Raw genomic sequence first — 22,656 nt, 5'->3', positions numbered from 1 at the left:
CTTCGACGGAAGGAATCCGACATGGCGACGTTCGTTCTGGTCCCGGGGTACTGGCTCGGCGGGTGGGCGTGGGAGGAGGTGGCGGCGGCGCTGCGCGCGGGCGGCCACCAGGTGCGCGCGGTGACGTTGACGGGGATCGCCGAGCGGGCGGCGGAGGCGACGCCCGAGGTGGATGTGGACACCCACGCCGCCGACATCGTCCAGGTCATCGAGGACGGGGGTCTGGAGGAGGTCGTGCTGGTCGCGCACAGCGGCGCGAACATGGCCGCGGCGGGCGCGGCCGGCCGGGTCCCGGGGCGGGTCGCGCGGATCGTCTACGTCGACTCCGGTCCGATGCCGCCGGGGCTGGCGGGCCTGGACTTCCACGCCCCGGACGCGCGGGCGGAGCTGCGGCGGCAGGTCGCCGAGGAGGGTGGGGGGTGGCGGCTGCCGGTGCCGCCGTTCGACCCGTCCGCCGAGCCGCACATCCTGGCGGGCCTGGACGCGGCGCGGTTGGAGGAGATGCGGCGGCGCGGCACGCCGCAGCCGTTCGCGACGGTGACGCAGCCGCTGGAGGGGCCGCTGCCCGACGTCCCGCGCACGCTGGTGGCCTGCACGTTCACGGTGGAGGACGTGCGGCGGATGGCGGCCTCGGGCAATCCGGCGTTCGCGATGATGGAGGGCCCGGGCTGGAGCTATCGGGAGCTGCCGACGGGGCACTGGCCGATGTTCTCCCGTCCGGCGGAGCTGGCGGCGCTGCTGGCCGAGGTCGCCGGGCCGGGCGCTCCGCTCCGGTGAGCAGGGCCCGCCCGGCGCAGGCCAGCAGGACGCCGGCGCCCCAGCCGGCGGCGGCGTCGGTGGGCCAGTGGTAGCCGAGCGCGACGACGCCGGCCGCGACGGCGGCGGCCAGGGCGTGCGCGGCGATCGTCGCGCGGCGGGGCGCGCGGGCGAGGGCGGCGGCGAACAGCAGGCAGGCGGCGGCGTTGGCGGCGTGCCCGGACGGGTAGGACAGGGAGCCGTCGGCGGCGAGGGCGTCGTGCCCGGTGCGCGGCGGGGTCCGGGCGAACGCGAGCTGCGCGCCGCGCACGGTCGCCTCGGTCGCGATGAGCCAGAGCGCGGCGGTCAGCAGCGGCCGGATCCGGCGGCGGCGCCAGGCGACCGCGGCGGCGGTGGCGGCGACGAGGGAGCCGGCGAGCCAGTACTGGCCGGCGTTGACGATCGTCCGCCACGTCCAGTACCAGGCGCCGGTGCGGGGCGGCAGCCCGCCGGCGAAGACGCGGTGGTCCAGGGCGCGGAGCGGGCCGCCGGCGAGCACGTCGAGGGTGGCCGCCGCCGTGAGGAGGGCGGCGGCCGCCGCAAGCGCGCCGGCGGGGGCCGGGCGGGGTACCCGCATCCTCCGATCCTGCCCGACGGGGCGCCGGCCCTGTCCGAGACGCCGCTCACAGCTGGCGGCGGCTCACCGGCGGGTCAGCGGCGGGTCAGCGGCGGTAGCGCAGGCCGTGCCCGAACCGGTACAGGACGGCGGCGGGGTCGTCGGCGGCGGTGATGGTGACGGGCAGGCGGCCCCGCGGGCGGGTCTCGCCGTAGAGGACCTTGGCGGTGGAGCGGACCGCCTCGGCGGTGGCGGAGTAGGTGGCGAGGTAGGTGGGGGTCTCGGGGAACCAGGCGATGTCGTAGGGGTCGCGGGCGGCGACGACGATGACGGGCTTCCCGGTGGCCGCGAGCGCCTTGACGAGGTCGCGCTGGCCGGGGCCGTTGTGGGGGCTCTCGTCCTTGACGTCCCAGGCGCGGTTGGTGACGGCGACGAGGAGGTCCTGGTCGCGGGCGGCGGCGACGGCCTGGGCGATGCGGGCGGGGGTGGGGCTGAGGCCGGTCTCGCGGACGGTGGCGGTGGCGCCGCGCGCGGTCATCTCGGCGGCGAGGCCGGTGGTGGTCGCGGCGCCCCAGCCGGTGACCAGGACGCGGCGGGGCCCGGGGCGCAGCGGCAGCAGCCGGGCGTCGTCCTTGACCAGGGTGGTGGTGCGGTCGGTGGCGCGCTGCGCGGCGGCCAGGTGCGCGGGGGCGCCGACGACGTCGCCGATGCGGGACTCGTCGGCGTAGGGGTCGCGGAACAGGCCGCGCCGCTTCTTCAGCTCCAGGACCCGGTAGACCGACGCGTCGAGGCGCTGCTCGGTGAGTTCGCCGGTGCGGACGGCGGTGACGACGGCGTCGAGTTGGCGGGGGAACACGCCGGTGCCGGAGGCGTCGGCGGGGGGTTTGAGGAGCACGTCGGCGCCGGCCTTGAGGGCGAGGACGGGGACGCGCTCGTCGCCGTACTTGTCGCGGACGCCCTGCATGTCGAGGGCGTCGGTGACGATGACGCCGCGGTAGTGGAGGCGGTCGCGCAGGATGCCGGTGAGGATGGGCCGGGAGAGGGTGGCGGGGTCCTCGGAGGGGTCGAGGGCGGGCACGATGATGTGGGCGGTCATGATGGCGTCGGCGCCGCGCGCGACGGCGGCGCGGAAGGGCGGCAGGTCGAGGCGCTCCCATTCGGCGCGGGTGTGGCCGATGCGGGGGACGCCGGTGTGGCTGTCGGTGGTGGTGTCGCCGTGGCCGGGGAAGTGCTTGACGGTGGGGGTGACGCCGCCGGCGCGGTAGCCGTCGATCTGCGCGGTGACCATCCGGGAGACCAGGGCGGGGTCGGAGCCGAAGGAGCGGACGCCGATGACGGGGTTGGCGGGGTCGACGTTGACGTCGGCGTCGGGCGCGTAGTCCTGGTTGACGCCGACGGCGCGCAGTTCCCGGCCGGTGATGGCGGCGAGGGCGCGGGCGTCGGCGGTGCGGCGCCCGGCGGCCAGGGCCATCGCGCCGGGCGACTGGGTGGCGGGCGGTTGGACGCGGGCGACGATGCCGCCCTCCTGGTCGGTGGCGATGGTGGCGGGGATCGGGAGGGGCTGGGCGGTCGCGGCGCGCTGGATGCCGTTGGAGAAGGCGGCGAGCTGGCGGGGGTTCTGGACGTTGGCGGGGCCGGCGGAGTAGTAGATGAACCCGCCGGGGTGGTAGCGGGCGATGACCTGGGCGGCGTTGTCGGCGCCGTAGAGGCGGCGGTTGGCGGCGACATCGGCGGGGGCGGTGGTGTCGGCGCTGGTGCCGTGGACCTGCAGGACGAACAGTTGCGCGGCCTTGTCCCGCAGGGGCATCGAGCGCAGGAGGCGCAGCAGGTGGGGGTCCTGGTGGCGTCCGGTCGCCGGGAGGAGTCCGGGGACGGGCGCGGGCGCGGGGCTCGCGGAGGCGGGAGCGGGCGCGGCGCTCGCGAGGGCCCCCGTGGTGAGTGCGGCGGTGAGCGCCGCGGCGAGCGCGGCGGTGAGTCTCCGGGTGGTGCGGTGTGTGGGGTCGAGCGTGTGGCGCATGACGGCTCCCTCCGCCCCCGAGCGGCCCGCAGAGTAGATGATCAAGGTTGTTGGAACGGTAACCCGGTGGGGCGGGCGCGTCCATGGCAATGGTCGACGAGGCGTCCAGCGTCCGGCATGGGGGCGGTAAAGGGGGGGTCAGCGGCGCCGCCGCCGCAGCCGGGGCATCAGGCGGGGGCGGGGCGGCGGGGCCGCGGTGAGGGGGTGCTCCTCGATCTCGTAGCGGCGGACGTAGGCGCCGGCGAACGCCTGGACGCTGGCGCCGAACGGCAGGGCCAGCAGCGCGCCGAGGGGTCCGACGACGGCGGCGCCGGCCAGGACGAGCCCGAACGCGACGGCGGGGTGCATGTCGAGGGTGCGGGCGGTGATGCGGGGCTGCAGGAGGTAGTTCTCCAGTTGCTGGTAGGCGGTGATGAACAGCAGCATCCACAGCGCGGTGGAGGGCCCCCGGGTGAGCGCGATGAGGACGGGGACGGCGCCGGCGAGGTAGGTGCCGACGGCGGGGATGAACTGGGACACCACGCCGACCCACAGCGCCAGCGTCAGCGCGTAGGGGACGCCGAGCCCGGCCATGGCGGCGTAGTGCGCGGCGCCGGAGATCAGCGCGAGGAGCGCGCGGGAGTAGATGTAGCCGCCGGTCTTCTGCACGGCGATCTCCCAGGCGGACAGGACCTGGCGCTGGCGGTGGGGTGGGAGGACGGAGCAGACCGTGCGGCGGAACTGGGGGCCCTGGGCGGACAGGTAGAAGGTGAACAGCAGCACGCCGAGGAGTTTGAACACGACGCCGAGGGCGGTGGCGCCGATCCCCCAGACGTTCCCGGCGAGGTCGGACAGGTGGCGGGAGATCTGGTCGGTGACGGTGGGCAGGCGCTGGAAGACGGTGTCGCGGGACAGGTGGGTGCCGAAGGTGGAGTTGACCCAGTCGATGGTGGCGCGGACGTCGCCGGGGAACCCGTCGATGAGGTGGGTGGTCTGGGTGGCCAGCAGGGAGCCGATGCCGCCGAGGAACACGGCGGTGAGCAGGGCGATGACCAGGAACATCAGGCCGGTGGCCAGGCCGCGCCGCCAGCCGCGGGCGGCGAGCCAGTTGACGGCGGGTTCGATCGCGAACGCCAGGAACAGGGAGGTGAGCAGCAGCAGGAGGAGTTCGCGGAGCCGCTGGGCGAGCCACACGCCGACGACGAACAGCAGCACGGTGGCGCCGGCGAGCAGGAACGCGCGGGGCAGCCAGGGCGGCATGTGCCGCGGGTCGGGCGGTCCGGCGGGGCCGGCGGGGCCGGGTGGGGCAGGTGGGTCGGGCGGGGCGCCGGCGGTGCCCGTGGGCCCGCCGCCGGGCTTGTCGCCGGGGGTGTGCGGCATGCCCGCACGGTAGCGGCGGCGTACCGGCCGGCCCGCGGGTACGCCCCGGGCGGGGGGCCAACCTTTGCCGAGTCTTCAGCCCGGTTCGGGGGCGCCGGCGGCCCGGCGGCGGACGGGTGGCGGTCGGGTGGCGGGGGCGGGACGGGTGGCCGGCGCGCCGTCGGGCCCGGGGCCGTCGTCGCGGCGGCGGCTCCGGGGCCCGGGGTCAGGTTCGTCGCCTGAGGGCCCGGCACAGTTCCCGCGTGTCCGATTGAAGTGGCCGCGCGCTCGCGGGGCAAGCCCTTTACGGGATCGCGGGGTCCGGCGGGAATCGGTGGGCGAACAGCGAGGCGTAGATGGCGCGGTCGCCGTCGGTGACGATCTGCCCGGCGAGGTGGGGGGCGATGAGGGTGGACAGCCGCAGGGTCTGGTGCCGGTCCTCTTCGCGGAGGCGGACGGGTCCGGTGGCGGGGCCGGTGAGCTGGGCGGTGATCTGTTCGGTGAGGTGGGCGAGGCGGGCGGAGCGGTCGTGGTCCAGGGCGCCGCGCAGTTCGGCGAGGTTCGCGGCGTGGTAGGGCTCGGCGCGGGCGGGCGGGGCGGGTTCGGCGCGGTGGGCGGCGACGCCGTAGGCGTGGCAGGCCAGCGCGGTCCACATCTGCGCGAAGTAGGCGGGGTCGGGGGTGATCTCGACGCCGGCGAGGCGTCCGGCGATCAGGAACAGGGCGCCGACCTGGCCGGGCTGGGGTTCCAGGCGGTTCTGGAACCGGGTGAGGGCGGGCCGGTGGCGGGCGAGGAGCCGGTCGAGGTGCCCGTGCCGGGCCAGGCCGTGGCGGGCGTTGAGGTCGGCGATGGCGTCGGAGAGTTTGCCGTGGTCGGTGACGCCGCGCAGGGCGAGGGCGCGGGCGCGCAGTTCGCCGGGCAGGACGAGGAACCGGGGGTCGCCGCCGGTGGGGTGGCCGCTCCGGCCCTCCTGGACGCAGCAGGCGTCCTCGAAGCGGAGGGTCCGCCCGGGCGGGATGAGCGCCGAGCGGCAGAGGGCGCGGGTCGGGGCGCGGTCGTGGAGGTGGCCGATGTGCAGCGGGACGATCGCGACGCCGCCCGCGTCGGGGTTGGTGAGTTCGACCTGTCCGCGGCCGGTGGCGCGGGAGGGTCTCAGGGCGTGGGGCGGCGTGAAGCCGGGGTGGGCGGGCCCGGAGATGGGGACCATGGTGAGCGCGCCGGCCTGCTGCGGGGTGCCGAGGCGGTGCCCGGCGAGGCTGAGCGGGCCGGGGACCAGGGTGTCGAGCGCCGTCAGGTCGGTCACGGCGGGCCCCTTTCACGCGGCGGGTCGGGCGGCGGGCAGGCGACGGGCGGTCGGGCGGGTGGTCAGGCGGCCAGGCGGCCAGGCGGTCGGTCAGGCGGCGAGGCCGGGGGTGAGGGCGTCGGCGCGGCGGTCGAGGTCGTCCAGGCGGGTGTGCAGGAAGGCGCGGAGCCAGGGCGCGCCCGCGGCGCAGTGCCCGAGCATCCAGGACAGCAGGTCGGCGAAGTCGTCCTGGTGCCAGAACGCGCGCCGGGGCAGGGAGGGGGCGGGGGGCGGCGGGGTGGGGTCGTCGGCGGTGAAGGCGGCGTGGCAGAACACGACGGGGGTGGTGACGCCGGCGGCGGGGAGGGTGGCGATGACGCGGGCGAGGTCGCCGGGGAAGAGGTTCTCGTGGCCGTCGGAGACGACGGCCACGAGGTCGGGGTCGGCGCCGAGGGCGTCCAGGACGCCGGTGGCGAGGTCGGTGGCGCCGCGGGGGGCGCGTTCGTCGCCGCCGGTCTCGACGACCTCCAGCCGGTCGCACACCTCCGACAGGACCATGCGCAGCGCGGCGGCCTGGGACATCAGCGCCCATTCGCGGGCGCCGTGGCCGCGCATGGACGCCGAGGCGTCCAGGACGAGCGCGATGGTGCCGGGGAAGCGGGGGAAGGCGGCTGCGGCCTCGTCGAGGTGGCGGCCGAGGGCCTCGTAGAGGGCGGCGGCGGGGCCGCCCCGGTACAGGTGGACGAGGGTGGCGGCGATGTCGCCGCGGTCAGTGGCGGTGGCGGTGGCGGGTCGGGTGCGCGGGGCGTCCAGGGTGAGGGCGGGTTCGGTGAGGGCGGGCCCGGCGGGGTCGTCGGCCGTGCCGTCCGGGGTGGGGGCGGTGGCGTAGAGGGCGCGGACGCGGGCGGGCGCGGTGCGGGGGGTGGTGAGGAAGCGCAGGAGGCGGCGGCGCAGGTAGTCGGAGGTGGTGTCGCCGTCGGCGATGCGGCGGGCGCAGCCGCGGGCGGTGGCGGTGCCGAGGGCGTGTTCGAAGCAGTCGAGCAGCGCGGGGCGGCGGGCGGCGATGAGGGCGTCGGCGCCGGGATGCTCCAGGACGAACCGGAGCGCGGTGCGGGTGGTGTGCTTGTGGTTGGCGCGCAGCCGCCGCAGGGCGAGCAGGACGGTGATGACGTGGCCGGGCGGCAGGCCCAGGGTCAGGACGCGGGCGAGGCGGGCCAGGACGGCGCGGGCGGGTTCGTCGAGGCCGGCCTGGGTGGCCTCCAGGATCCGCAGCAGGACGCGGGCGCGCTGCCAGGGCAGGACGCCGGGTGCCAGGGCGAGCAGCGCGTAGCCCTCGGGGTCGCGGCGGTGGGCGGCGCGGTGCAGGTCCGCGTCGTCCCAGCGCAGGGTGCCGCCCCGGGGCAGGGTGAGGGCGGTGTCGTGGGTCCGCAGGTGGTCGAGGAGCGTGGGGGTGTCCATGATTGTTGGCCTCCGCAATCATGGAGTCTAGGAATCCCCGGGAGTGCCTCGACACTCATTTTCCGGCGGCGGGCCCCGGGCGGAGACCGTCTTCGGCGGGCGCGGGCGGCGCGTCCGGCGGCGGCCCGGTCGGGGCGGCGGCGTAGTCGCCGAGGCCGTGTTCGAGGAGGTCGAAGACGCGGGCGGCGGCGGCGTAGACGTCGGCGCGCATCTCCTCCAGGGTCTCCCCGGCGCTCTTGCGGGCGGCGATCTGCTCGATGAGGGCGCTCTGCGCGGCGAAGAGCATGGCGGCGGCGGTGGCGGGGGTGATGTCGTCGGGGTCGGCGCCGGTCTCCTCGGCGAGCAGCGCGGCGACGTGGTCCTGCGCCTCCTGGACGATCTCGCGCTGGCGGGCCATGAGGGCGGGGCTGGCGCGGACGGTGCGCGTCCAGATGTCGGAGCCCTCGTGGAAGGCGGTGCGGTAGGAGCGGCTGTCGAGCCCGTCGAGGAAGCGGCGGCGGAACAGCGCGACGACGCCCTCGCCGGGGAGGCGGTCGCGCAGGTCGCGGGCGATCTGCTCGATGTGGTCGCCCTGCCGGTCGAAGAACAGGTCCTCCTTGGTGCGGAAGTAGTTGAAGACGGTGTTGACCGACACGTCGGCGGCGCGGGCGACGTCGGCGATGGTGACGTTGTCGAAGCCGCTGGTGAGGAACAGGCCGGTGGCGATGTCGGAGATGCGGCGCCGGGTCTGGCGCTTCTTGCGCTCCCGCAGGCCCAGTTCGGCCTCGGGCCGCGCGGCGCTCTCCCCCGCCGGCCCCGCCGCCTCTGCGGACCGCGCCGGGGCGCGCTCGTCTGCCATGCCCGAATCCTACCCTCCCTGGGGCGACTTAAAATTTGGAGCTACTTAAAATTTGTGGTTACTCTATCGGCGTTTCCTCACCCGTCCCCTCAACGGAGGTCTCCGTGATCGACGCATGCGGGCTGGCCCGCACCTTCACCACCGGGCACGGCACGGTCGAGGCCGTGCGCGGTGTCGACCTGTCGGTCGCGCCGGGCGAGATCGTGGGGTTCCTCGGCCCCAACGGCGCCGGGAAGAGCACCACGCTGCGGATGCTGACGACGCTGCTGGCGCCGACGGCGGGCCGGGCGCGGGTCGCGGGCCACGACCTGCGCGCCGACCCGGCGGGCGTGCGCCGCGACATCGGGTACGTGGCGCAGGGCGGCGGCACCGACCCCTCGGTCCCGGTCGGCGAGGAGCTGGACCTGCAGGCGCGGCTGCACGGGGTGCCCGACCGGGCCCGGCGGGTCGCGGAGCTGTGCGGGCGGCTGGAGCTGGCGGGTCTGGAGTCGCGTCCGTCGGGGTCGCTGTCGGGCGGCCAGCGGCGCCGGCTGGACCTGGCGCTGGGGCTGCTGCACCGTCCGCCGCTGGTGTTCCTGGACGAGCCGACCAGCGGCCTGGACCCGCAGAGCCGGGGGAACCTGTGGGACCACGTCCGCGCGATGCGCGCCGAGGACGGCACGACGGTGTTCCTCACCACCCACTACCTGGAGGAGGCCGACGCGCTGTGCGACCGCCTCCTGATCATCGACCGGGGCGCGATCGTCGCCGAGGGGACGCCCGCCGACCTCAAACGCCGCGTCGCCGGCGACGTGGTGACGCTGGAGCTGGCGGACGCGGCGGGCACCGCCCGCGCGCGGGCGGCGCTGGCGGGCCATGCCGGGGTGCGGGAGGCGGCGGTGGCGGGGCGGACCGTCCGGCTGAGGGTCGGGGACGGCGAGCGTGAGCTGGCGGGCCTGGTCCGCGCGCTGGACGCGGCGGGCGCGGGCCTGGTGTCGCTGAACCTGTCGCGCCCCACCCTCGACGACGTCTTCCTCACCGTCACCGGCCGCTCGCTGCGCGACGCCGCCTGACCCTTTCCCGCCCTACGTGAAGGAGTTCCCGATGTCGTTGTCGCGGACGGTGTCCGACACCCGTCTGATGTTCGTGCGGTACCTGCGGCAGACGCTGCGCAGCAGGGTCGCGGTGGTGTTCGGCGCGGTGCAGCCGCTGCTGTACCTGCTGCTGTTCGGGCCGCTGCTGAAGGACCTGGTGGGCGTGCGGGGGTTCGGCGGCGGTGACGCCTGGCAGGTGTTCGTGCCGGGCGTGCTGGTCCAGCTGGCGCTGTTCGGCGCGGGGTTCGTGGGGTTCGGGCTGATCGGCGACCTGCGCTCGGGGGTGGTGGAGCGGCTGCGGGTGACGCCGGTGAGCCGGACGGCGCTGCTGCTGGGCCGGGTGCTGCGCGACGCGGCGGTGCTGGGCGCGCAGGCGGTGCTGCTGCTGGCGGCCGGGTTCGCGCTGGGGCTGCGCGCCCCGGTGGGCGGCGTCGCGGTGGGGCTGGCGCTGGTGGTGTCGCTGGCGGTGAGCGTGGCGTCGCTGTCGTATGTGCTGGCGCTGCGCACGCGCAGCGAGGACGCGTTCGCGCCGCTGCTGTCGGCGGTGACGCTGCCGCTGATGCTGCTGTCGGGGATCCTGCTGCCGATGAGCCTGGCGCCGGGGTGGCTGGACGTGCTGTCGCGGTGCACCCCGTTCCGGTACGTGGTGGACGCGGCGCGCGCGGCGTTCCTCGGCGACTACGCCGCGCCGGCGGTCGCGGAGGGGGTCGCGGTCGCGGCGGTGCTGCTGGTGGTGTCGGTGGCGCTGGGCGCGCGCCGCTTCCGCGCCGAGAACGCCTAACCCCCCGTCCGACGCCCCTCCGACGCCCCTCCGACGCCCGTCCGCCCCCGTCCGCCCCCGTCCGCCCCCGTCCGATGCCGGTTCAGGCGGGTGGCGCGGAGGGCTGGGCGCGCAGCGGCGGCCGGATGCGCCGGGGCCGGGCGCCGCCGGTCTCCGGCGGGGGCGGCGGCGGCCGGTCCCCGGCGGCGCGCTGGGCGATGTAGGCGCCGGCCAGGACGACGGCGCCGCCGGCCATCTGGGCGGGGGTGAGGCGCTCGCCGAGGACCGCCCAGGCGATGAGGGCGGCGGCGACCGCCTCGGTGTAGCAGATCGCGCCGCCGACCTGCGGGGACAGCCGCTGCAGCCCGGCGACGCCGGCGAGGTAGGACGCGACGGTGCTGATCAGCGCGAGCCCGGCCAGGAGCGTCCAGGCGGGGGCGTGGTGGTCGCCGGCGGGCACGGTGGTGGCCAGCAGGTCCCAGGGCAGGCTCCAGGGCGCGGCGAACACGGTGAGCGCGGCGGCGGCGATCACCATCCCGGACGTGGTGACCACGAGCGGGTCGACCTCGCCGGCGAAGCTGTCGATGAACAGGAAGTAGCAGGCCTGGCAGGCGGCGGCGCCGAACCCGGCGAGCAGGCCGAGCGGGTCCAGGTCCAGGCCCGCCCACACCTGGACGACCAGCGCGAGGCCCGCCATGGCGACGGCGACGCCCGCGACGGCGGAGCGGTGCAGGGGCGCGCGGCGCACGAACCGCAGCCATCCGAGCACGATGACGGGGCCGCTGAACTCCAGCAGGATCGCGACGCCGACGGGCAGCCGGGCCGCGGCCACGAAGTAGCACGCCTGGCACCCGGCGATGCCGGTGAGCCCGTAGGCGACCAGTCTGCCGAGGTGGGGGCGCAGGCCGCGGGCGGCGGAGGCGCCGCGCAGCAGCACCACGATCGGGACGAGCACCAGCGCGGCCACCGCGATGCGCAGCCACACCGCCTGCATCGGGGCGAGCCCGGCCTCGATGAGCGCCTTGCCGAAGGACCCCGAGGCGCCGAAGCAGACCGAGGAGAACACCACCAGGCCCACGCCCCAGGCACGCGCGCGCGCCGCACCGTCCACTCCCACCGGTTCCCTCTCCATGGATCACCGACCGCCAGGCTAATGAGCATCATGCCATAACACTCATTACAGGGCGATGGGCGCGACAATGCGGGGACCCCCGCCGGAGAGGACTACTATTCGCCGGGTGAGCTGGCAGGCGGCCGGGGCGGCACCCGGCGGAACCGGAGGCGGGCCGAGCGGGGACCTGTTCGCGGCGGTCGAGGGCAACGTGGCGGAACTGGTCGCCTCGCCGTGGTGGCAGAGCGCGCCGCCGCAGGACCGCGCCGCGCAGATCGCGGCGCGGATGCTGTGGGGCGCCGGGGAGTGGTGGCTGTACGGCGCCTGGGGGCGCTGGTACCGGTGCGGGCTGGACGGCACCTGGCATCCCTGCCCGCCCCCCGCCGCGTTCGAGGACCGCCGCGTCGCGGTGCCCGCGCCGCGCGGCGCGGGCACGCCGCCGGTGCCGCCGCAGCTGTTCCCCACCGGCCCCGACCTGGCCGCGGGACGCGTCGCGCCGCTGGGGTTCCTCGGGCCCGTGCCCGACACCGCCGTGGTCGCGCGGATCTCGCAGGCGCTGACGACGGCGCTGGCGGTGAACCCCGCGCAGTTCGCCCAGCACGACCCGATGTTCCAGCCGGGCACCCCCAGCACCGTCGCGGCCGCGTGGGGCGCGCTGCTGTGGTGCGCGGGGTCGCCGGTGGTGCTGACCGAGCACCCGCTGATCGAGTCGTTCATCCCGTTCCTGACGACCTCGGCGGAGCAGCTGCACTGGATGATGCCGCCCGACTTCGGCACGCTCGCCGGGTACTACGTGCACCGCCTCGGCGCGGGCGACGGCGGCGGCGCCGCGCACATCGCGCGGGTGATGTACGAGGTCGCGGCGGGGCTGCAGGCCGACCCGCGGTTCCGGCCGGGCGCCGACGCGCTGGCGGCGGTGACGGCGGCGTCGCTGCGGCTGGTCAACCAGGACCTGGCGACCGTCCGGTACGGGCCGGAGGCGATCGTGCAGGAGTGGCGGCGCCGCTGCCCCGCCGAGTTCGCGACGCCGATGGTCCGCGACACCGCGCCCGGGGAGTACCTGCGCCTCGCCCTGTACGACCTGCAGCAGATCGTCGCGGGGCTGACCGGCCCGCACCGCGCCGCCGGCGCGCCGGGGCAGCCGGGCCGCGGGCACGACGAGGTGCGGCGGGCGGGCGTCGCGGTGCTGGCCGCCGACCTGCAGGCCGCGCCGAACGCGCTGGCGGTGCTGCAGCGCTGGCTGGACCCCGACAGCGCGCGGACGCTGCAGGCCGTCCTGACCGACCCGGCGAACCCGCTGCGGACGCTGTGGCCGCGGGAGGGGCGGCTGCCCGAGGCGCTGCGCACCGGCGATGCCGACGCGCTGGCCTCGCTGCTGGCCACCACCTACACGCTGGGGCTGACGTGGTGCCGCCTCGCGCAGGTGCCGCCCCCGGCGACGGGGTTCGCGGTGCCGCAGGCGGTGGCGGCGGAGCTGACCTCCCCCGCGATGCACACCCCGCCCTCCACCGACGAGCTGTCGGCGTGGGACATCATCAAGGCGGCGCGCGCCCACATGGCGGCCGAGCGCGCCATCGACCGGCCGGTCGCGCCGGTGCCCGAGCCGCAGCAGGGCCCCCCGGGCCCGCCGCCCGCGGTCGCGCCGGTGGAGCCGCCGTCGGCTCCCCCGGTCCCGCCGGTCTCCCCGGTTCCGCCGGTTCCGCCGCCGGGGGCGTCCGCGCCGCCGCCGGTGCCCGTGCCGCCGACCGCCGTGGTGGACGAGCGCGCCGAGCCCGCGCGTCCGGCGGCGCCGGTCGCGCCGGTGTGGCCGGACGCCGAGCCCGACCCGCCGGGCGGGCCGGGGCCCGAGCCGGTGTGGCCCGCCGAGCAGGCGACGCAGCTGGACACCGACGCGTTCAAGACCAAGCTCGACCGGGGCCGGGGCTGGCCGGACCGCACCGGCTCCCCCGCCGCGTCCCCCGTGCCCCCCGTGTCCCCCGCGGCGGCTGCTGGGCCCGCGGGGCCCGATCCGGTCCCGCACGCCGATCTCCCGCCGCCGCCCGCGCCGGTGCCGGGCCCGGTCCCGCCGCTGCCGCCCGCGCCCGTCCTGGATCAGGGCGCGCAGGTCGCCGAGGCGTACGGGATCCGGTTCCTGTGCGGAGCCGACGACATCGGCCGCGTGGTGACGGAGGTGCGGCGGCGCGGGAAGTGGGCGCGGCGGCTGCGCGGGCAGGAGGTGTCGAGCGCGTCGGCGCCGGCGCTGATGCTGATCGGGACGCCCTCCAGCGGGCAGCGGCGGCTGGCGCGGATGGTCGCGCGGGCGTTGGCGGAGGTGGAGGCCTCCAGCGGCGAGGTCCACGGCGTCCACGCCGAGGATCTGCGCGAGCGCGGCCCCGACGGCCTGCGGGCGGTGCTGGACGAGCACGCCGGGCACGTGCTGCTGCTGGACGGCCTGGACGGGCTGATCCTGGACGAGACGCAGGGGTCGGCGTACGCGTCGGTGCTGTACCGGGCGCGGCTGGAAGGCGTGAACGACACGGCGCTGCTGGCGACGTGCGAGCCGGACCGGGTCGGTGAGCTGTCGGCGGTCTCGCCGGAGCTGGTCACCGACCTGCGGGCGGTGCGGCTGCCGGACCTGGCGCAGGACGCGGCGCGGGCGGCGCTGCTGGGCCTGCTGGCCGAGGAGCGGTCGCTGCGGATCGGCCCGGACGCGTGGGTGGTGGTGAACCGGGAGGTGGGCGCGCTGCGCGGCCGGGGCCGGCTCACCGGCGCCCGGCTGGTCGAGGCCTACCTGGACCGGGCGGCGACGCGGCATCTGGGCCGGGCGGAGGCGACGCAGGCGATCGGGAGCGCGCTGGCGCTGACGGCCGCCGACTTCGAGGGCCTGGCGGCGGAGCTTTCCGGCCGCTGACGACACCCGCCGGGGTCAGCGCGGCCGCGCCCGCGCGCGGGTGTGAGCCTGCTCGTGGGCTTGTTCGTGGGCTTGTTCGAGGGTGTGTCCCGCCAGGAGCGCGTCGGCGCCGGCGGTGAAGGCGGCGCAGTCGCGGATGTCCTCGTGCGGGCAGGCCAGGCCGTGGGCGATGGCGGTGCGCGCCGCCTGGGCCTGCGCGATCCGCTCGTCCAGTTCGGCGAGTTTGGCCTGGTACAGCGGCCGCCATCCGTCGCCGCCCGGGGCGCTGGGGGTGCGGAACGCCTCGATCTCCCGCAGGGTGAACCCGACGCGGCGGAGCGCGACGATGACCCCGACGAGCCGGGCCGCCGAGGCCGGGTAGCGGCGCTGCCCCGAGACCCGTTCGGGGGCCGGGAGCAGGCCGAGGCCCTCCCAGTAACGCAGCGCGGACGCGGCGACGCCGGTGCGGGCCGCCAGGCCGCCGATCGTCAGGGGCTCGCTCATTTGACTTCAACCGTACTTGAAGCCCTTCACTGGCGGTCATGCGGATGGGAACGGCGCTGAAACGGCGCGCGATCAGGTATCTGGTGGGTCAGGCCCACCGCCCGCGGGGCGCGGTCGGGTGGGCGAACGGGTGGATGTTCGCCCTGCGGCCCTCCAACCGGAGGCGGAACGTGTGGGCGGTGGGGCTGCTGGAGGTGGGGCCCGCCGACCGGGTCCTGGAGATCGGGTTCGGTCCCGGGATCGCCGTCGCGGCGCTCGCGGCCCGCGCGCCCGGGGGCGTGGTGTTCGGGGTGGACCATTCGCGGGCGATGGTCCGGCACGCCGCGCGCCGCAACGCCGCCGCCGTCCGCGCCGGGCGGGTGCGGCTGCGGTGCGCGCCGGTGGAGGGGCTGCCGGACTTCGGCGGCCCGCTGGACGCGGTCCTGGCGGTCAACTCGGCGGGGTTCTGGCCGGACCCGGTGGCGCGGCTGGTGGAGCTGCGGGGCTGCTGCGCGCCGGGGGGCGGGTCGCGCTGGTCAGCCAGCCCCGCTGCCCCGGCGCCACCCGCGCCACCACGGCCCGCGCGGCCGGGGAGCTGCGGGAGATGCTCACCCGCGCGGGCTTCACCGGTGTCCGGGTCGAGACCTTGGAGCTGGACCCGCCCGCCGCGTGCGTGCTCGCCACCGCCCCGGCCTGCGGTGAAGGGGGTTGAGACCTTCGCGCCACGGTGGATCGCCGGTGCGGGGGGTCACGATGGGGTGGTGGATCGCGTGGATCGGTTGCTGGCGCTGGTCGCCGAGCTGCGGGCGGCCTCGCCGGAGCCGGTGGACTCCGCCACGCTCGCGGGGCGGCTGGGGGTGAGCGAGCGGACCGTCCGCCGCGACCTGGAGCTGCTCACCCACGGCGGGCTGCCGGTGAGGTCGGTGCGGGGCGGCCACGTCCTGCCGGAGGCAACGCCGCCGGAGGCGCTGAGCGAGGTGGCGTCGCTGATGGGCCCGGTGCACGACACCCTCGCCGAGGCGGTGCGGACGCGGCGGGTGGTGCGGCTCGCCTACACCGACCAGGCCGGCGCGCGCAGCTTCCGGGACGTGGAGGCGCACGGCCTGGTCGTCGCCCCCTACGGGGAGTACCTGGTGGGGTGGTGCCGGATGCGGGACGGGCCGCGCATGTTCCGGTTGGACCGGGTCGGGGCGGCGTTCCTGTCGGGGCGGGGCGCGGAGGTCCGCGATCTGGACGATCTGCTGGCGGCGCTGCGGGTGCCGATGCCGCGCCCGCCGGTGGAGCCGGGTCCGCGGGGCCCGGCGGGCGCGGCGCGGGCGCGGGCGTGGACGCTGGACCGGGTGGAGTTCGTCCGGTCCCGGCTGCGGGAGGTGACGGCGGAGGTCCGGGGCGGCGGGGAGGGCGCGGCGGCGCTGCGCGGTGTGCTGGGGCATCTGGCGGAGTGGACGCGCTGGCAGGTGGCGGCGATCCGCGCGGCGGCGACCGATGCGGACCCGGTGCTGGAGGGGCGCCGTCCGCCGTTCCCGCCGGAGTTCGACCGGGATCTGCCCTATGAGCGGCGGGAGCGGATGATCCAGGACGCGATGGCGCTGCGCTCGCTCGGTGATCTGGCCCGCGACCTGCGGGAGGTGCTGGAGGCGGCGGCGCACTGGGCGGCCGACTGCGACGACGGGCTGTGGGAGGAGGACCTGCCCGATCCGCGCCCGTTCGGCCCGCCGGGGATGCCGCGCCCGCTGGCGGACCTGCTGGCGGGCTGGCGCGGTCCGCTGGCCCACATCGAGTGGCATCTGGACCGGCTGTCCGATGACCCGCCCGTCCCGGCGTCGGAGGACGAGGAGGGCGTCTGGGTCGTCGACCGCTGCCCCCTCCAGGCCTGACCCGCGCGCGTCCCCGGCCCCCGCGCGCCTCCGTGGGGGCGCAGTGGAGGCGCGGTCGGGGGCGGGAGCGGCGGGCCGCGCCGGGCGACCGCCGCGGGGCCGTCGGCGCGGCGGGGGTCCGCGGCCCTGCGCCTTGCGGCGGCGTCGGCGGAGGCGCGCCTTTGGGGCCGCTCGGGCGGGCCGGCCCGTGCGGCTTGGCTGGCGGGTGGTGCGGGACGCGGCGGACGCCGGTGGTGTCCGCTGTTCCGGCTGGGGCGCTGGGGGGCGCGCGGTGGACGCGTCCTGAGGCGGGCGGGCGGGTGGTCGGGCGGGTTCGGTTGGCGGGTTCAGTTGGCGGTGTGGCCGTTGAGGGGGGTGAGGAGGCGGGTGAACCAGACGGTCTTGCCGGTGCCGTCGGGGTGGGCGCCGAACTCGGTGGCCAGGGCGGTGACGAGCAGGAGGCCGCGGCCGGCCTCGGCCCAGTCCAGGACGCGGGGCGGGCCGCCGGGCGCCGCGGGCGCGGCGGGGTCGTTGTCGCCGATCTCGCCGGTGAGGGCCGGGCCGTCCAGGGTCAGGGTGAGGCGGACGGGCCCGGTGCCGTGCACGATCGCGTTGGTGACCAGTTCGTCGACGATGAGGATGATGTCGTCGACGTCGGCGGGGTCGGTGACCTGCCAGTCGCGCAGGGCGCGCCCGGTGAGGGCGCGGGCGTGGGACGCGGCGCGGGTGTCGGCGTCCAGTTCCCAGGCGGCCCGCCGGTGGTCGGCGCGGCCGGGATGGCCGGGATGGTCGGGGTGGTGGTCGTGGCCGGTGGGGCCCCCGGTGGGCCCGCCACCGGTGTCGTCGATGCCGAGTTCTTTGGTTCCCAATGCCCCGTCTCCTCACCTGTTGCGGTTTCCGCAGGTCAGCGGCCTCAACAGGCTTGTTCCCCGCCGACGCCGCGGTAAGGGGCCGGGCCCGCGGATATCGCCGCGCCGACAGTTCCCCATGTCGGCGGCGGCCATGGTGGTCATACCCGGCCGTGGCGGTGCCTCCGCGCGCCGTCACGGCCGATCCTGGGACAGGTCCCTCTTTTCCCGCGTCCGTTCGGATAGTGGGACGCATCGCCGGGGGGCGTGGTGCACGGGTCAAGGCGGGCCTCACCCGCGGGTGAGGTGATCGTGACACGCGGGGACCGGTGGAATGAGCACGGGCCGGTAGCCGTTAGGGTGGGGGATGTCGGTGTGGCTTGTGTCCCCCGGGCTCTACACAACGCCTTCGGGGAATACCGCCGGTCCGTCCGGGCTGGAGCTCCGTTGTGCCTTTCGCCGTGAGGCGACCACCACACCGGCCTAAGCGTCGGGGCCCCGGCGAGATCTGATCTCGCCGGGGCCTCGGCGTTTCTACGCGTGGGTCACGCGGGCGGCGCCGTGCGGCGCGGCGGAGGAGCGTGGGCGCGGGGCCGGGCGCCGGTGTGGGCGCCGGTGTGGGTGCGGGGCCGGGAGGGCCGCCGACGGGCGGTGCGCGGTGCGGCGCGCCGGGTGCGCGGTGCGATGCGCATCTAGGACATCGCGGCGATGGCGCCGCCGGCGGCCGCGGCGAGGACCACGACGGCGGTGATCACGATGGCCGCGATCACCCGGACGCGGCGGGTGGTGCGGGCCCGGCCGAGCCGGGAGAGGCGCTGGGCCAGCCGGGGATCGTCCTCGCTCAGGCGGACCTCGATCTGTGTGAGGATCCGCTGCTCCTCCATCGACAGCGCCATGCTCTATACCTCCGGGGGCGTTCAGGTGTCTGGTTCCTGCCCACAGAGCAAGATCATTATCCCCCGGGTGCGGTAACCGTTGCGCCGCGCGCGGGTGCGCTTTCGTGGTGGAGGCGGTCCAGCGCGGTGACGTAGTAGGTGTAGGCGCGGCCGGGCTTGGCGGTGGGGTCGATGACGGCGTCGGCGCGGACGTCGGCGATGAGGCGGGCGGGGTCGACGGGCGCGCATTCGGGGCGCCTGCCGTCGGCGCGGTAGACGGCGTAGGAGGTGGCGTCCCGCGCGGGCCGCCACCGGACGCGGACGCCCGTGCCCTCGGCGGTGGCCTGGACGTCCTGGACGGCCGGCGGCGCCTTCGCCGCCACCGCGCCGCCGCCACCGGGGTCGGCGGGGGCGGGGGGGGCGGCGGGCGGGGGGATGGCGGGGCGGGCGTAGTGGTCGCGGCGGATGCGGGCGGCGAACCCGCGGCGGTCGGAGGCCAGGTCGGAGGCGGAGAAGAACACGTCGCCGCGCACCTGCGGGTGGGCGGCGTTGAGGGTGAGGTGGCGGGACAGCTCGGCGGGTTTCTTCCAGGTGGCGTCCTCGCCGACGCGGTAGGCGCCCTGCCCGATGGTCAGCTGCACGCCGGTGCCCTGGACCTGCCGGGCCCACCAGCGCACGAGTTCGGCGTAGTCGGCGCGGCGGTCGCCGATCGGCCAGTACAGCTGGGGGGTGACGTAGTCGATCCAGCGTTCGCGGATCCAGGTGCGGGTGTCGGCGTAGATGTCGTCGTAGCTCTGCAGGGCGCTGGTGGCCGACCCGGCGGGGTCGGTGGTCTTGTTGCGCCAGACGCCGAAGGGGCTGATCCCGAACCGCACCCAGGGCTTGGTCTGGTGGATCTTCTGGGAGAGGGTCCGCACGAGGGTGTTGACGTTCTGGCGGCGCCAGTCGCCGCGTTTCATGCCGCCGCCGAAGGCTTTGTAGGTGGCGGTGTCGGGGAACTCGCCGGACTCGGGGTAGGGGTAGAAGTAGTCGTCGAAGTGGACGGCGTCGATGTCGTACTTGGTGACGACGTCCAGGACGGCCTTGGTGGCCAGGTCCCGCACCTGCGGGAGCCCCGGGTCGTACCACAGGCCGCTGCCGTACTTGCGGACCCAGTCGGGGTGGCGGCGGGCGGGGCTGGTCGGCGCGAGCTTGTTCAGGTCGTCCTGGCGGCTGACGCGGTAGGGGTTGAACCAGGCGTGGAACTCCAGGTTGCGGGCGTGGGCCTCCTTCAGCATGAACGCCAGGACGTCGTAGCCGGGGTCCTTGCCCTGCGTCCCGGTGATCCACTGGGACCACGGCTCGTAGGGGGAGGGGTAGAACGCGTCGGAGTTGGGGCGGACCTGGACGACGACGGCGTTGAGGTTCATCGCCGCGGCGGTGTCGAGGAGCTTGACGAAGTCGGCCTTCTGCCGCTCGGCGGGCAGGCCCGTGTCCTTGGGCCAGTCGATGCCGGTGACGGTCGCGATCCACATGGCGCGCAGCTGCCGCGCCTTGGAGTCGCCGGGGGCCGGCACGGCGGGGCATTCGGCCTTGGCCTCGGGGCCGACGGGATCGCCGGCGCCGCGTTCGTCGGTGCCGCCGAGGGCGGGCAGGCCGCAGCCGGCCAGCGCCGCCGTCAGCGCCGCCGCCAGCGCCGCGGCGGCGGGTCGACCCGCCGCCGCCTGGATCCGCGTCCTCACTCCCCATGCCATAGCGAGCCATTGTTACGTACTCGTTGCGGTGGTACGTACGGAACGGCGATCCGCGCGTGTCACCGGCCGCCCCACCCGCCGCCTCACCCGCCGCCGTGTCAGCGGGCGGTGGTGGCGGGGAGGTCCAGGTCGCGGCGGAGGGCGGCGGTGCCGGTGTACAGGTGGGCGCGCAGGCCGGCGTCGCGGGCGGCGTCGACGTTCACCTGCCGGTCGTCGACGAACACCAGCTCGGCGGGCGGGACGGCGAGGGCGTCGGCGACGTGCCGGTAGATGCGGGGGTCGGGTTTGGTGAGGTTCAGGTCGGCGCTGTAGAACCGGCGGCGGAACCGCGCGGACCAGGGCCGGCCGTCGATGTCGCGGGCCAGCTCGCGCGGCGCGTTGGACAGCAGCGCCAGCGGCACGTCCCGGGCGGCGAGGTCGTCCAGGACGGTGAGCGTGCCGGGGTTGAGGTGGGACCACATGTCGATGTCGAGGCCGACGAGGGTGTGGAGCAGCCCGTCGCCGTCCCCGGTGCCGGTGCCGGTGACGCGGGCGGGGTGGCCGGTGTGCCCGGCGGCGGTGAGGTGCTCGCACAGCCCGTCCCAGTAGCCGGCGGCGTCGACGGCGCCGCGGTCGTAGGGTTCGCGGCCGTCCCAGTAGGCGTCCCAGAACGCGGCGGGGTCGGCGGCGAGGGCGCGCGGCAGCCGGTCGGCGCTGTCGCCGGGCGGCCGGTGGCAGATGACCTCGCCGTAGTCGAAGACCACCCACGCCATCGCGTCCCCCCGTCTCGAAGATCCCCGGACTTTCTACCAGGGCGGGCGGTACACGGCGATACCCGCGGGGGCCGGGCGCGGTGTCAGGTGGGGGTGGTGAGGTGGACGCCGAGGTCGGTGCGGCCGGGCGCCAGGTCGGGGCGCAGGACGAGGTCGTCGTCGTAGTCGCCGCCGGCCTCGGTGCGGTAGGGCAGCGGCGGGTCGGTGGGCAGGCCCCGCAGCCGCCGGTCGAGCGCGGCGGCGGCGCCGGCGTGGTCGGCGGGTCCGGCGCGGTCGGCGCCGGGGATGAGCAGGGGCGGCAGGACGCGCATGCCGGTGTACCAGAGCGTCCCGTGCAGGAGGGGGAACAGCAGCTGCGCGGTGTCGCCGTGGACGCCGCGCGGGCCGAGGCCGGTGGGGCGGGCGCCGGCGGTGGTGACGACGAGGGCGCGCCGCCCGGCCAGGCCGCCGTCGCCGTAGCGGCGGGTGCGGCCCTGGCCGTCGGTGACGCCGAACGCGAAGCCCTGGACGAACACGCGGTCGAACCAGCCCTTGAGGATGGCGGGCATCCCGTACCACCACAGCGGGAACTGCAGGACGAGCGCGTCCGCCCAGGCGATCTTGTCGTGTTCGGCGCGGATGTCGGCGCTGAGGGCGCCGGTGGCGTGGGCGCGCTCGGACGCGGCGCCGACCCGGAAGCGCTCGCGCGGGTCGTGGCGGTGGTCGGCGGGGGTGACCAGGGGGTTCCAGCCCATCGCGTACAGGTCGGACTGGCGGACGGGGTGGCCGAGGCCGCGCAGGGTGGCCAGGCCGTGGTCGCGCAGCGCGCCGTTGAGGGAGCGCCGCTCGGGGTGCGCGAAGATCCACAGGACGTTCATCGGTGGGCCCTTCGGTGACGGAGGTCGGGTGCGGTTGGTCGGAGCCGGTCGGAGCCGGTCGGAGCCGGTGGAGTCGATGCTGCCCGGGGCGGCGGCGCGGGCGTCAGTGGCCCGCGGGCCGTCCTGTGCGAGGATCGGGCCATGAACGGCCGGGGAGCGGCATCGGGTGGCGCATCGGGTGGCGGTGGTGGTGCGCGACGGTGTGCTGCCGATGGAGCTGGGCATCGTGCACCAGCTGTTCGGGCAGGCCAGGTCGGCGGCGGGGGCGCCGCTGTATGAGGTGGTGACGTGCGCGGCCGAACCGGGGCCGGTGCGCACCAGCGCCGACTTCGCGGTGATGGCCGAGCACGGGCTGGAGTCGCTGCGCGGCGCGGGCACGGTGCTGGTGCCCGCCTCGCACGAGCTGGACGAGTCGCGCCCCGGGGAGGGACCGGTCCCGGCGGCGGTGGCCGCGTCGGGCGCGGAGCGGATCGCCTCGATCTGCACGGGCGCGTTCGTGCTGGCGGCGGCGGGCCTGCTGGAGGGGCGGCGGGCCACGACGCACTGGCTGTCGACCGGGCGGTTCGCGGAGATGTTCCCGGGGGTGCGGCTGGACCCCTCCGTCCTGTACGCCGACGAGGGCGCGGTGCTCACCTCGGCCGGGGAGGCGGCGGGCATCGACCTGTGCCTGCACATGATCCGCCGCGACCACGGCGCGGCGGTGGCCGCGGACGTGGCGCGCCGCACGGTGGTGCCGCCGCACCGGGAGGGCGGGCAGGCGCAGTTCGTGGCGCGCCCGGTCGCCGAGCCGCGGGTGTCCTCGACGGCCGCGGCTCGGACGTGGGCGCTGGAGCACCTGGACCGGCGGGTGGGCCTGGCCGAGCTGGCGGCGCGGGAGTCGATGAGCGTGCGGACGTTCACACGCCGGTTCCGGGAGGAGTCGGGGATGTCGCCGTCGCAGTGGCTGGCGCGGCGGCGGATGGAGCGGGCGCTGCAACTGCTGGAGGAGACCGACCTGCCCGTCGACCGGGTCGCCGAGCGGTCGGGGCTGGGGTCGGCGGCGTCGCTGCGGGTGCGGCTGCGCACCGAGCTGGGGGTGTCGCCGAGCGCCTACCGGGCGACGTTCCGCGGCCCCCGCGCCCCCTGACCGCCGCGCATGGCGATCACCTCCCGCAG

General features: G+C 76.6%; 18 protein-coding genes and 2 pseudogenes. 7 read left to right on the top strand and 13 right to left on the bottom strand.

The window, feature by feature from the left end; all coding sequences use genetic code 11:
* Positions 1 to 21: 21 nt before the first annotated feature.
* Entirely contained in the window at positions 22 to 777 is a 756-nt protein-coding gene (locus tag GNZ18_RS11985; protein WP_156216389.1) for an alpha/beta fold hydrolase, read from the top strand.
* 73 nt (positions 778 to 850) lie between these two features.
* On the opposite strand, the pseudogene GNZ18_RS11980 reads toward GNZ18_RS11985, so the two are convergent.
* The 6 genes and pseudogenes from GNZ18_RS11980 to GNZ18_RS11955 form a co-directional block, all read right to left on the bottom strand.
* Positions 851 to 1,372 (bottom strand): annotated as a pseudogene (locus GNZ18_RS11980) (phosphatase PAP2 family protein); the annotation flags it as partial.
* Positions 1,373 to 1,457: 85 nt separating this feature from the next.
* Complete coding sequence (locus GNZ18_RS11975; RefSeq protein WP_156216388.1) at positions 1,458 to 3,368, bottom strand: glycoside hydrolase family 3 protein; 1,911 nt, start codon at positions 3,366 to 3,368, stop codon at positions 1,458 to 1,460.
* 138 nt (positions 3,369 to 3,506) lie between these two features.
* Positions 3,507 to 4,727, bottom strand: coding sequence for an AI-2E family transporter (locus GNZ18_RS11970; protein ID WP_246249719.1), 1,221 nt, complete (start codon positions 4,725 to 4,727; stop codon positions 3,507 to 3,509).
* Positions 4,728 to 5,010: 283 nt separating this feature from the next.
* On the bottom strand, positions 5,011 to 6,009 hold the full coding sequence (locus GNZ18_RS11965; protein ID WP_156216387.1) for an ARPP-1 family domain-containing protein: 999 nt from the start codon (positions 6,007 to 6,009) through the stop codon (positions 5,011 to 5,013).
* Positions 6,010 to 6,099: 90 nt separating this feature from the next.
* Positions 6,100 to 7,446 carry a VWA domain-containing protein gene (locus tag GNZ18_RS11960; RefSeq protein WP_156216386.1) on the bottom strand — a complete coding sequence of 449 codons (1,347 nt, stop codon included), beginning with the start codon at positions 7,444 to 7,446 and terminating at the stop codon, positions 6,100 to 6,102.
* Between the two features lie 55 nt (positions 7,447 to 7,501).
* The gene (locus tag GNZ18_RS11955; RefSeq protein ID WP_156216385.1) at positions 7,502 to 8,284 is read right to left on the bottom strand and encodes a TetR/AcrR family transcriptional regulator; all 783 of its coding nucleotides are present in this window, start codon (positions 8,282 to 8,284) and stop codon (positions 7,502 to 7,504) included.
* Positions 8,285 to 8,388: 104 nt separating this feature from the next.
* Here GNZ18_RS11955 and GNZ18_RS11950 point away from each other — a divergent pair, with 104 nt between their 5' ends.
* Positions 8,389 to 9,336: an ATP-binding cassette domain-containing protein gene (locus GNZ18_RS11950; protein WP_214619499.1), complete on the top strand. Its 948-nt coding sequence runs from the start codon at positions 8,389 to 8,391 to the stop codon at positions 9,334 to 9,336.
* A 31-nt stretch (positions 9,337 to 9,367) separates the two neighbouring features.
* Positions 9,368 to 10,138: an ABC transporter permease gene (locus GNZ18_RS11945; protein WP_156216383.1), complete on the top strand. Its 771-nt coding sequence runs from the start codon at positions 9,368 to 9,370 to the stop codon at positions 10,136 to 10,138.
* An 82-nt stretch (positions 10,139 to 10,220) separates the two neighbouring features.
* Here GNZ18_RS11945 and GNZ18_RS11940 read toward each other — a convergent pair whose 3' ends face one another.
* Positions 10,221 to 11,234: an EamA family transporter gene (locus GNZ18_RS11940; protein ID WP_312874443.1), complete on the bottom strand. Its 1,014-nt coding sequence runs from the start codon at positions 11,232 to 11,234 to the stop codon at positions 10,221 to 10,223.
* 121 nt (positions 11,235 to 11,355) lie between these two features.
* On the opposite strand from GNZ18_RS11940, the gene GNZ18_RS11935 reads away from it, so the two are divergent.
* Positions 11,356 to 14,118, top strand: a complete 2,763-nt coding sequence (locus tag GNZ18_RS11935; protein ID WP_156216381.1) for a hypothetical protein — start codon at positions 11,356 to 11,358, stop codon at positions 14,116 to 14,118.
* 15 nt (positions 14,119 to 14,133) lie between these two features.
* Here GNZ18_RS11935 and GNZ18_RS11930 read toward each other — a convergent pair whose 3' ends face one another.
* Positions 14,134 to 14,601 (bottom strand): MerR family transcriptional regulator, encoded by a 468-nt coding sequence (locus GNZ18_RS11930; protein WP_156216380.1) that lies wholly within the window; start codon positions 14,599 to 14,601, stop codon positions 14,134 to 14,136.
* A 38-nt stretch (positions 14,602 to 14,639) separates the two neighbouring features.
* Here GNZ18_RS11930 and GNZ18_RS42070 point away from each other — a divergent pair.
* Both GNZ18_RS42070 and GNZ18_RS42065 read left to right on the top strand, forming a co-directional pair.
* Positions 14,640 to 15,044 (top strand): annotated as a pseudogene (locus tag GNZ18_RS42070) (methyltransferase domain-containing protein); the annotation flags it as partial.
* Between the two features lie 297 nt (positions 15,045 to 15,341).
* Positions 15,342 to 16,457, top strand: a complete 1,116-nt coding sequence (locus GNZ18_RS42065; RefSeq protein WP_312874526.1) for a helix-turn-helix transcriptional regulator — start codon at positions 15,342 to 15,344, stop codon at positions 16,455 to 16,457.
* Positions 16,458 to 16,783: 326 nt separating this feature from the next.
* On the opposite strand, the gene GNZ18_RS43105 is transcribed toward GNZ18_RS42065, so the two are convergent.
* The 5 genes from GNZ18_RS43105 to GNZ18_RS11895 all read right to left on the bottom strand — a co-directional run bounded on the left by GNZ18_RS43105 (position 16,784) and on the right by GNZ18_RS11895 (position 21,501).
* On the bottom strand, positions 16,784 to 17,305 hold the full coding sequence (locus GNZ18_RS43105; RefSeq protein ID WP_156216379.1) for an ATP-binding protein: 522 nt from the start codon (positions 17,303 to 17,305) through the stop codon (positions 16,784 to 16,786).
* 671 nt (positions 17,306 to 17,976) lie between these two features.
* Positions 17,977 to 18,180, bottom strand: a complete 204-nt coding sequence (locus GNZ18_RS11910; RefSeq protein ID WP_156216378.1) for a DUF3040 domain-containing protein — start codon at positions 18,178 to 18,180, stop codon at positions 17,977 to 17,979.
* A 56-nt stretch (positions 18,181 to 18,236) separates the two neighbouring features.
* Complete coding sequence (locus tag GNZ18_RS11905; RefSeq protein WP_156216377.1) at positions 18,237 to 19,892, bottom strand: glycoside hydrolase family 10-like protein; 1,656 nt, start codon at positions 19,890 to 19,892, stop codon at positions 18,237 to 18,239.
* A gap of 98 nt (positions 19,893 to 19,990) precedes the next feature.
* Positions 19,991 to 20,644: an HAD family hydrolase gene (locus tag GNZ18_RS43100; RefSeq protein WP_156216376.1), complete on the bottom strand. Its 654-nt coding sequence runs from the start codon at positions 20,642 to 20,644 to the stop codon at positions 19,991 to 19,993.
* 83 nt (positions 20,645 to 20,727) lie between these two features.
* Entirely contained in the window at positions 20,728 to 21,501 is a 774-nt protein-coding gene (locus GNZ18_RS11895; protein ID WP_156216375.1) for an NAD(P)H-dependent oxidoreductase, read from the bottom strand.
* A 166-nt stretch (positions 21,502 to 21,667) separates the two neighbouring features.
* Between GNZ18_RS11895 and GNZ18_RS11890 the strand changes: the two genes are divergently transcribed.
* Positions 21,668 to 22,627: a GlxA family transcriptional regulator gene (locus GNZ18_RS11890; RefSeq protein WP_312874442.1), complete on the top strand. Its 960-nt coding sequence runs from the start codon at positions 21,668 to 21,670 to the stop codon at positions 22,625 to 22,627.
* Positions 22,628 to 22,656: the final 29 nt, after the last annotated feature.

Source organism: Actinomadura litoris (genome assembly GCF_009733595.1).
Lineage (GTDB): Bacteria > Actinomycetota > Actinomycetes > Streptosporangiales > Streptosporangiaceae > Spirillospora > Spirillospora litoris.
This window is presented reverse-complemented; position numbering and strand designations above follow the sequence as displayed.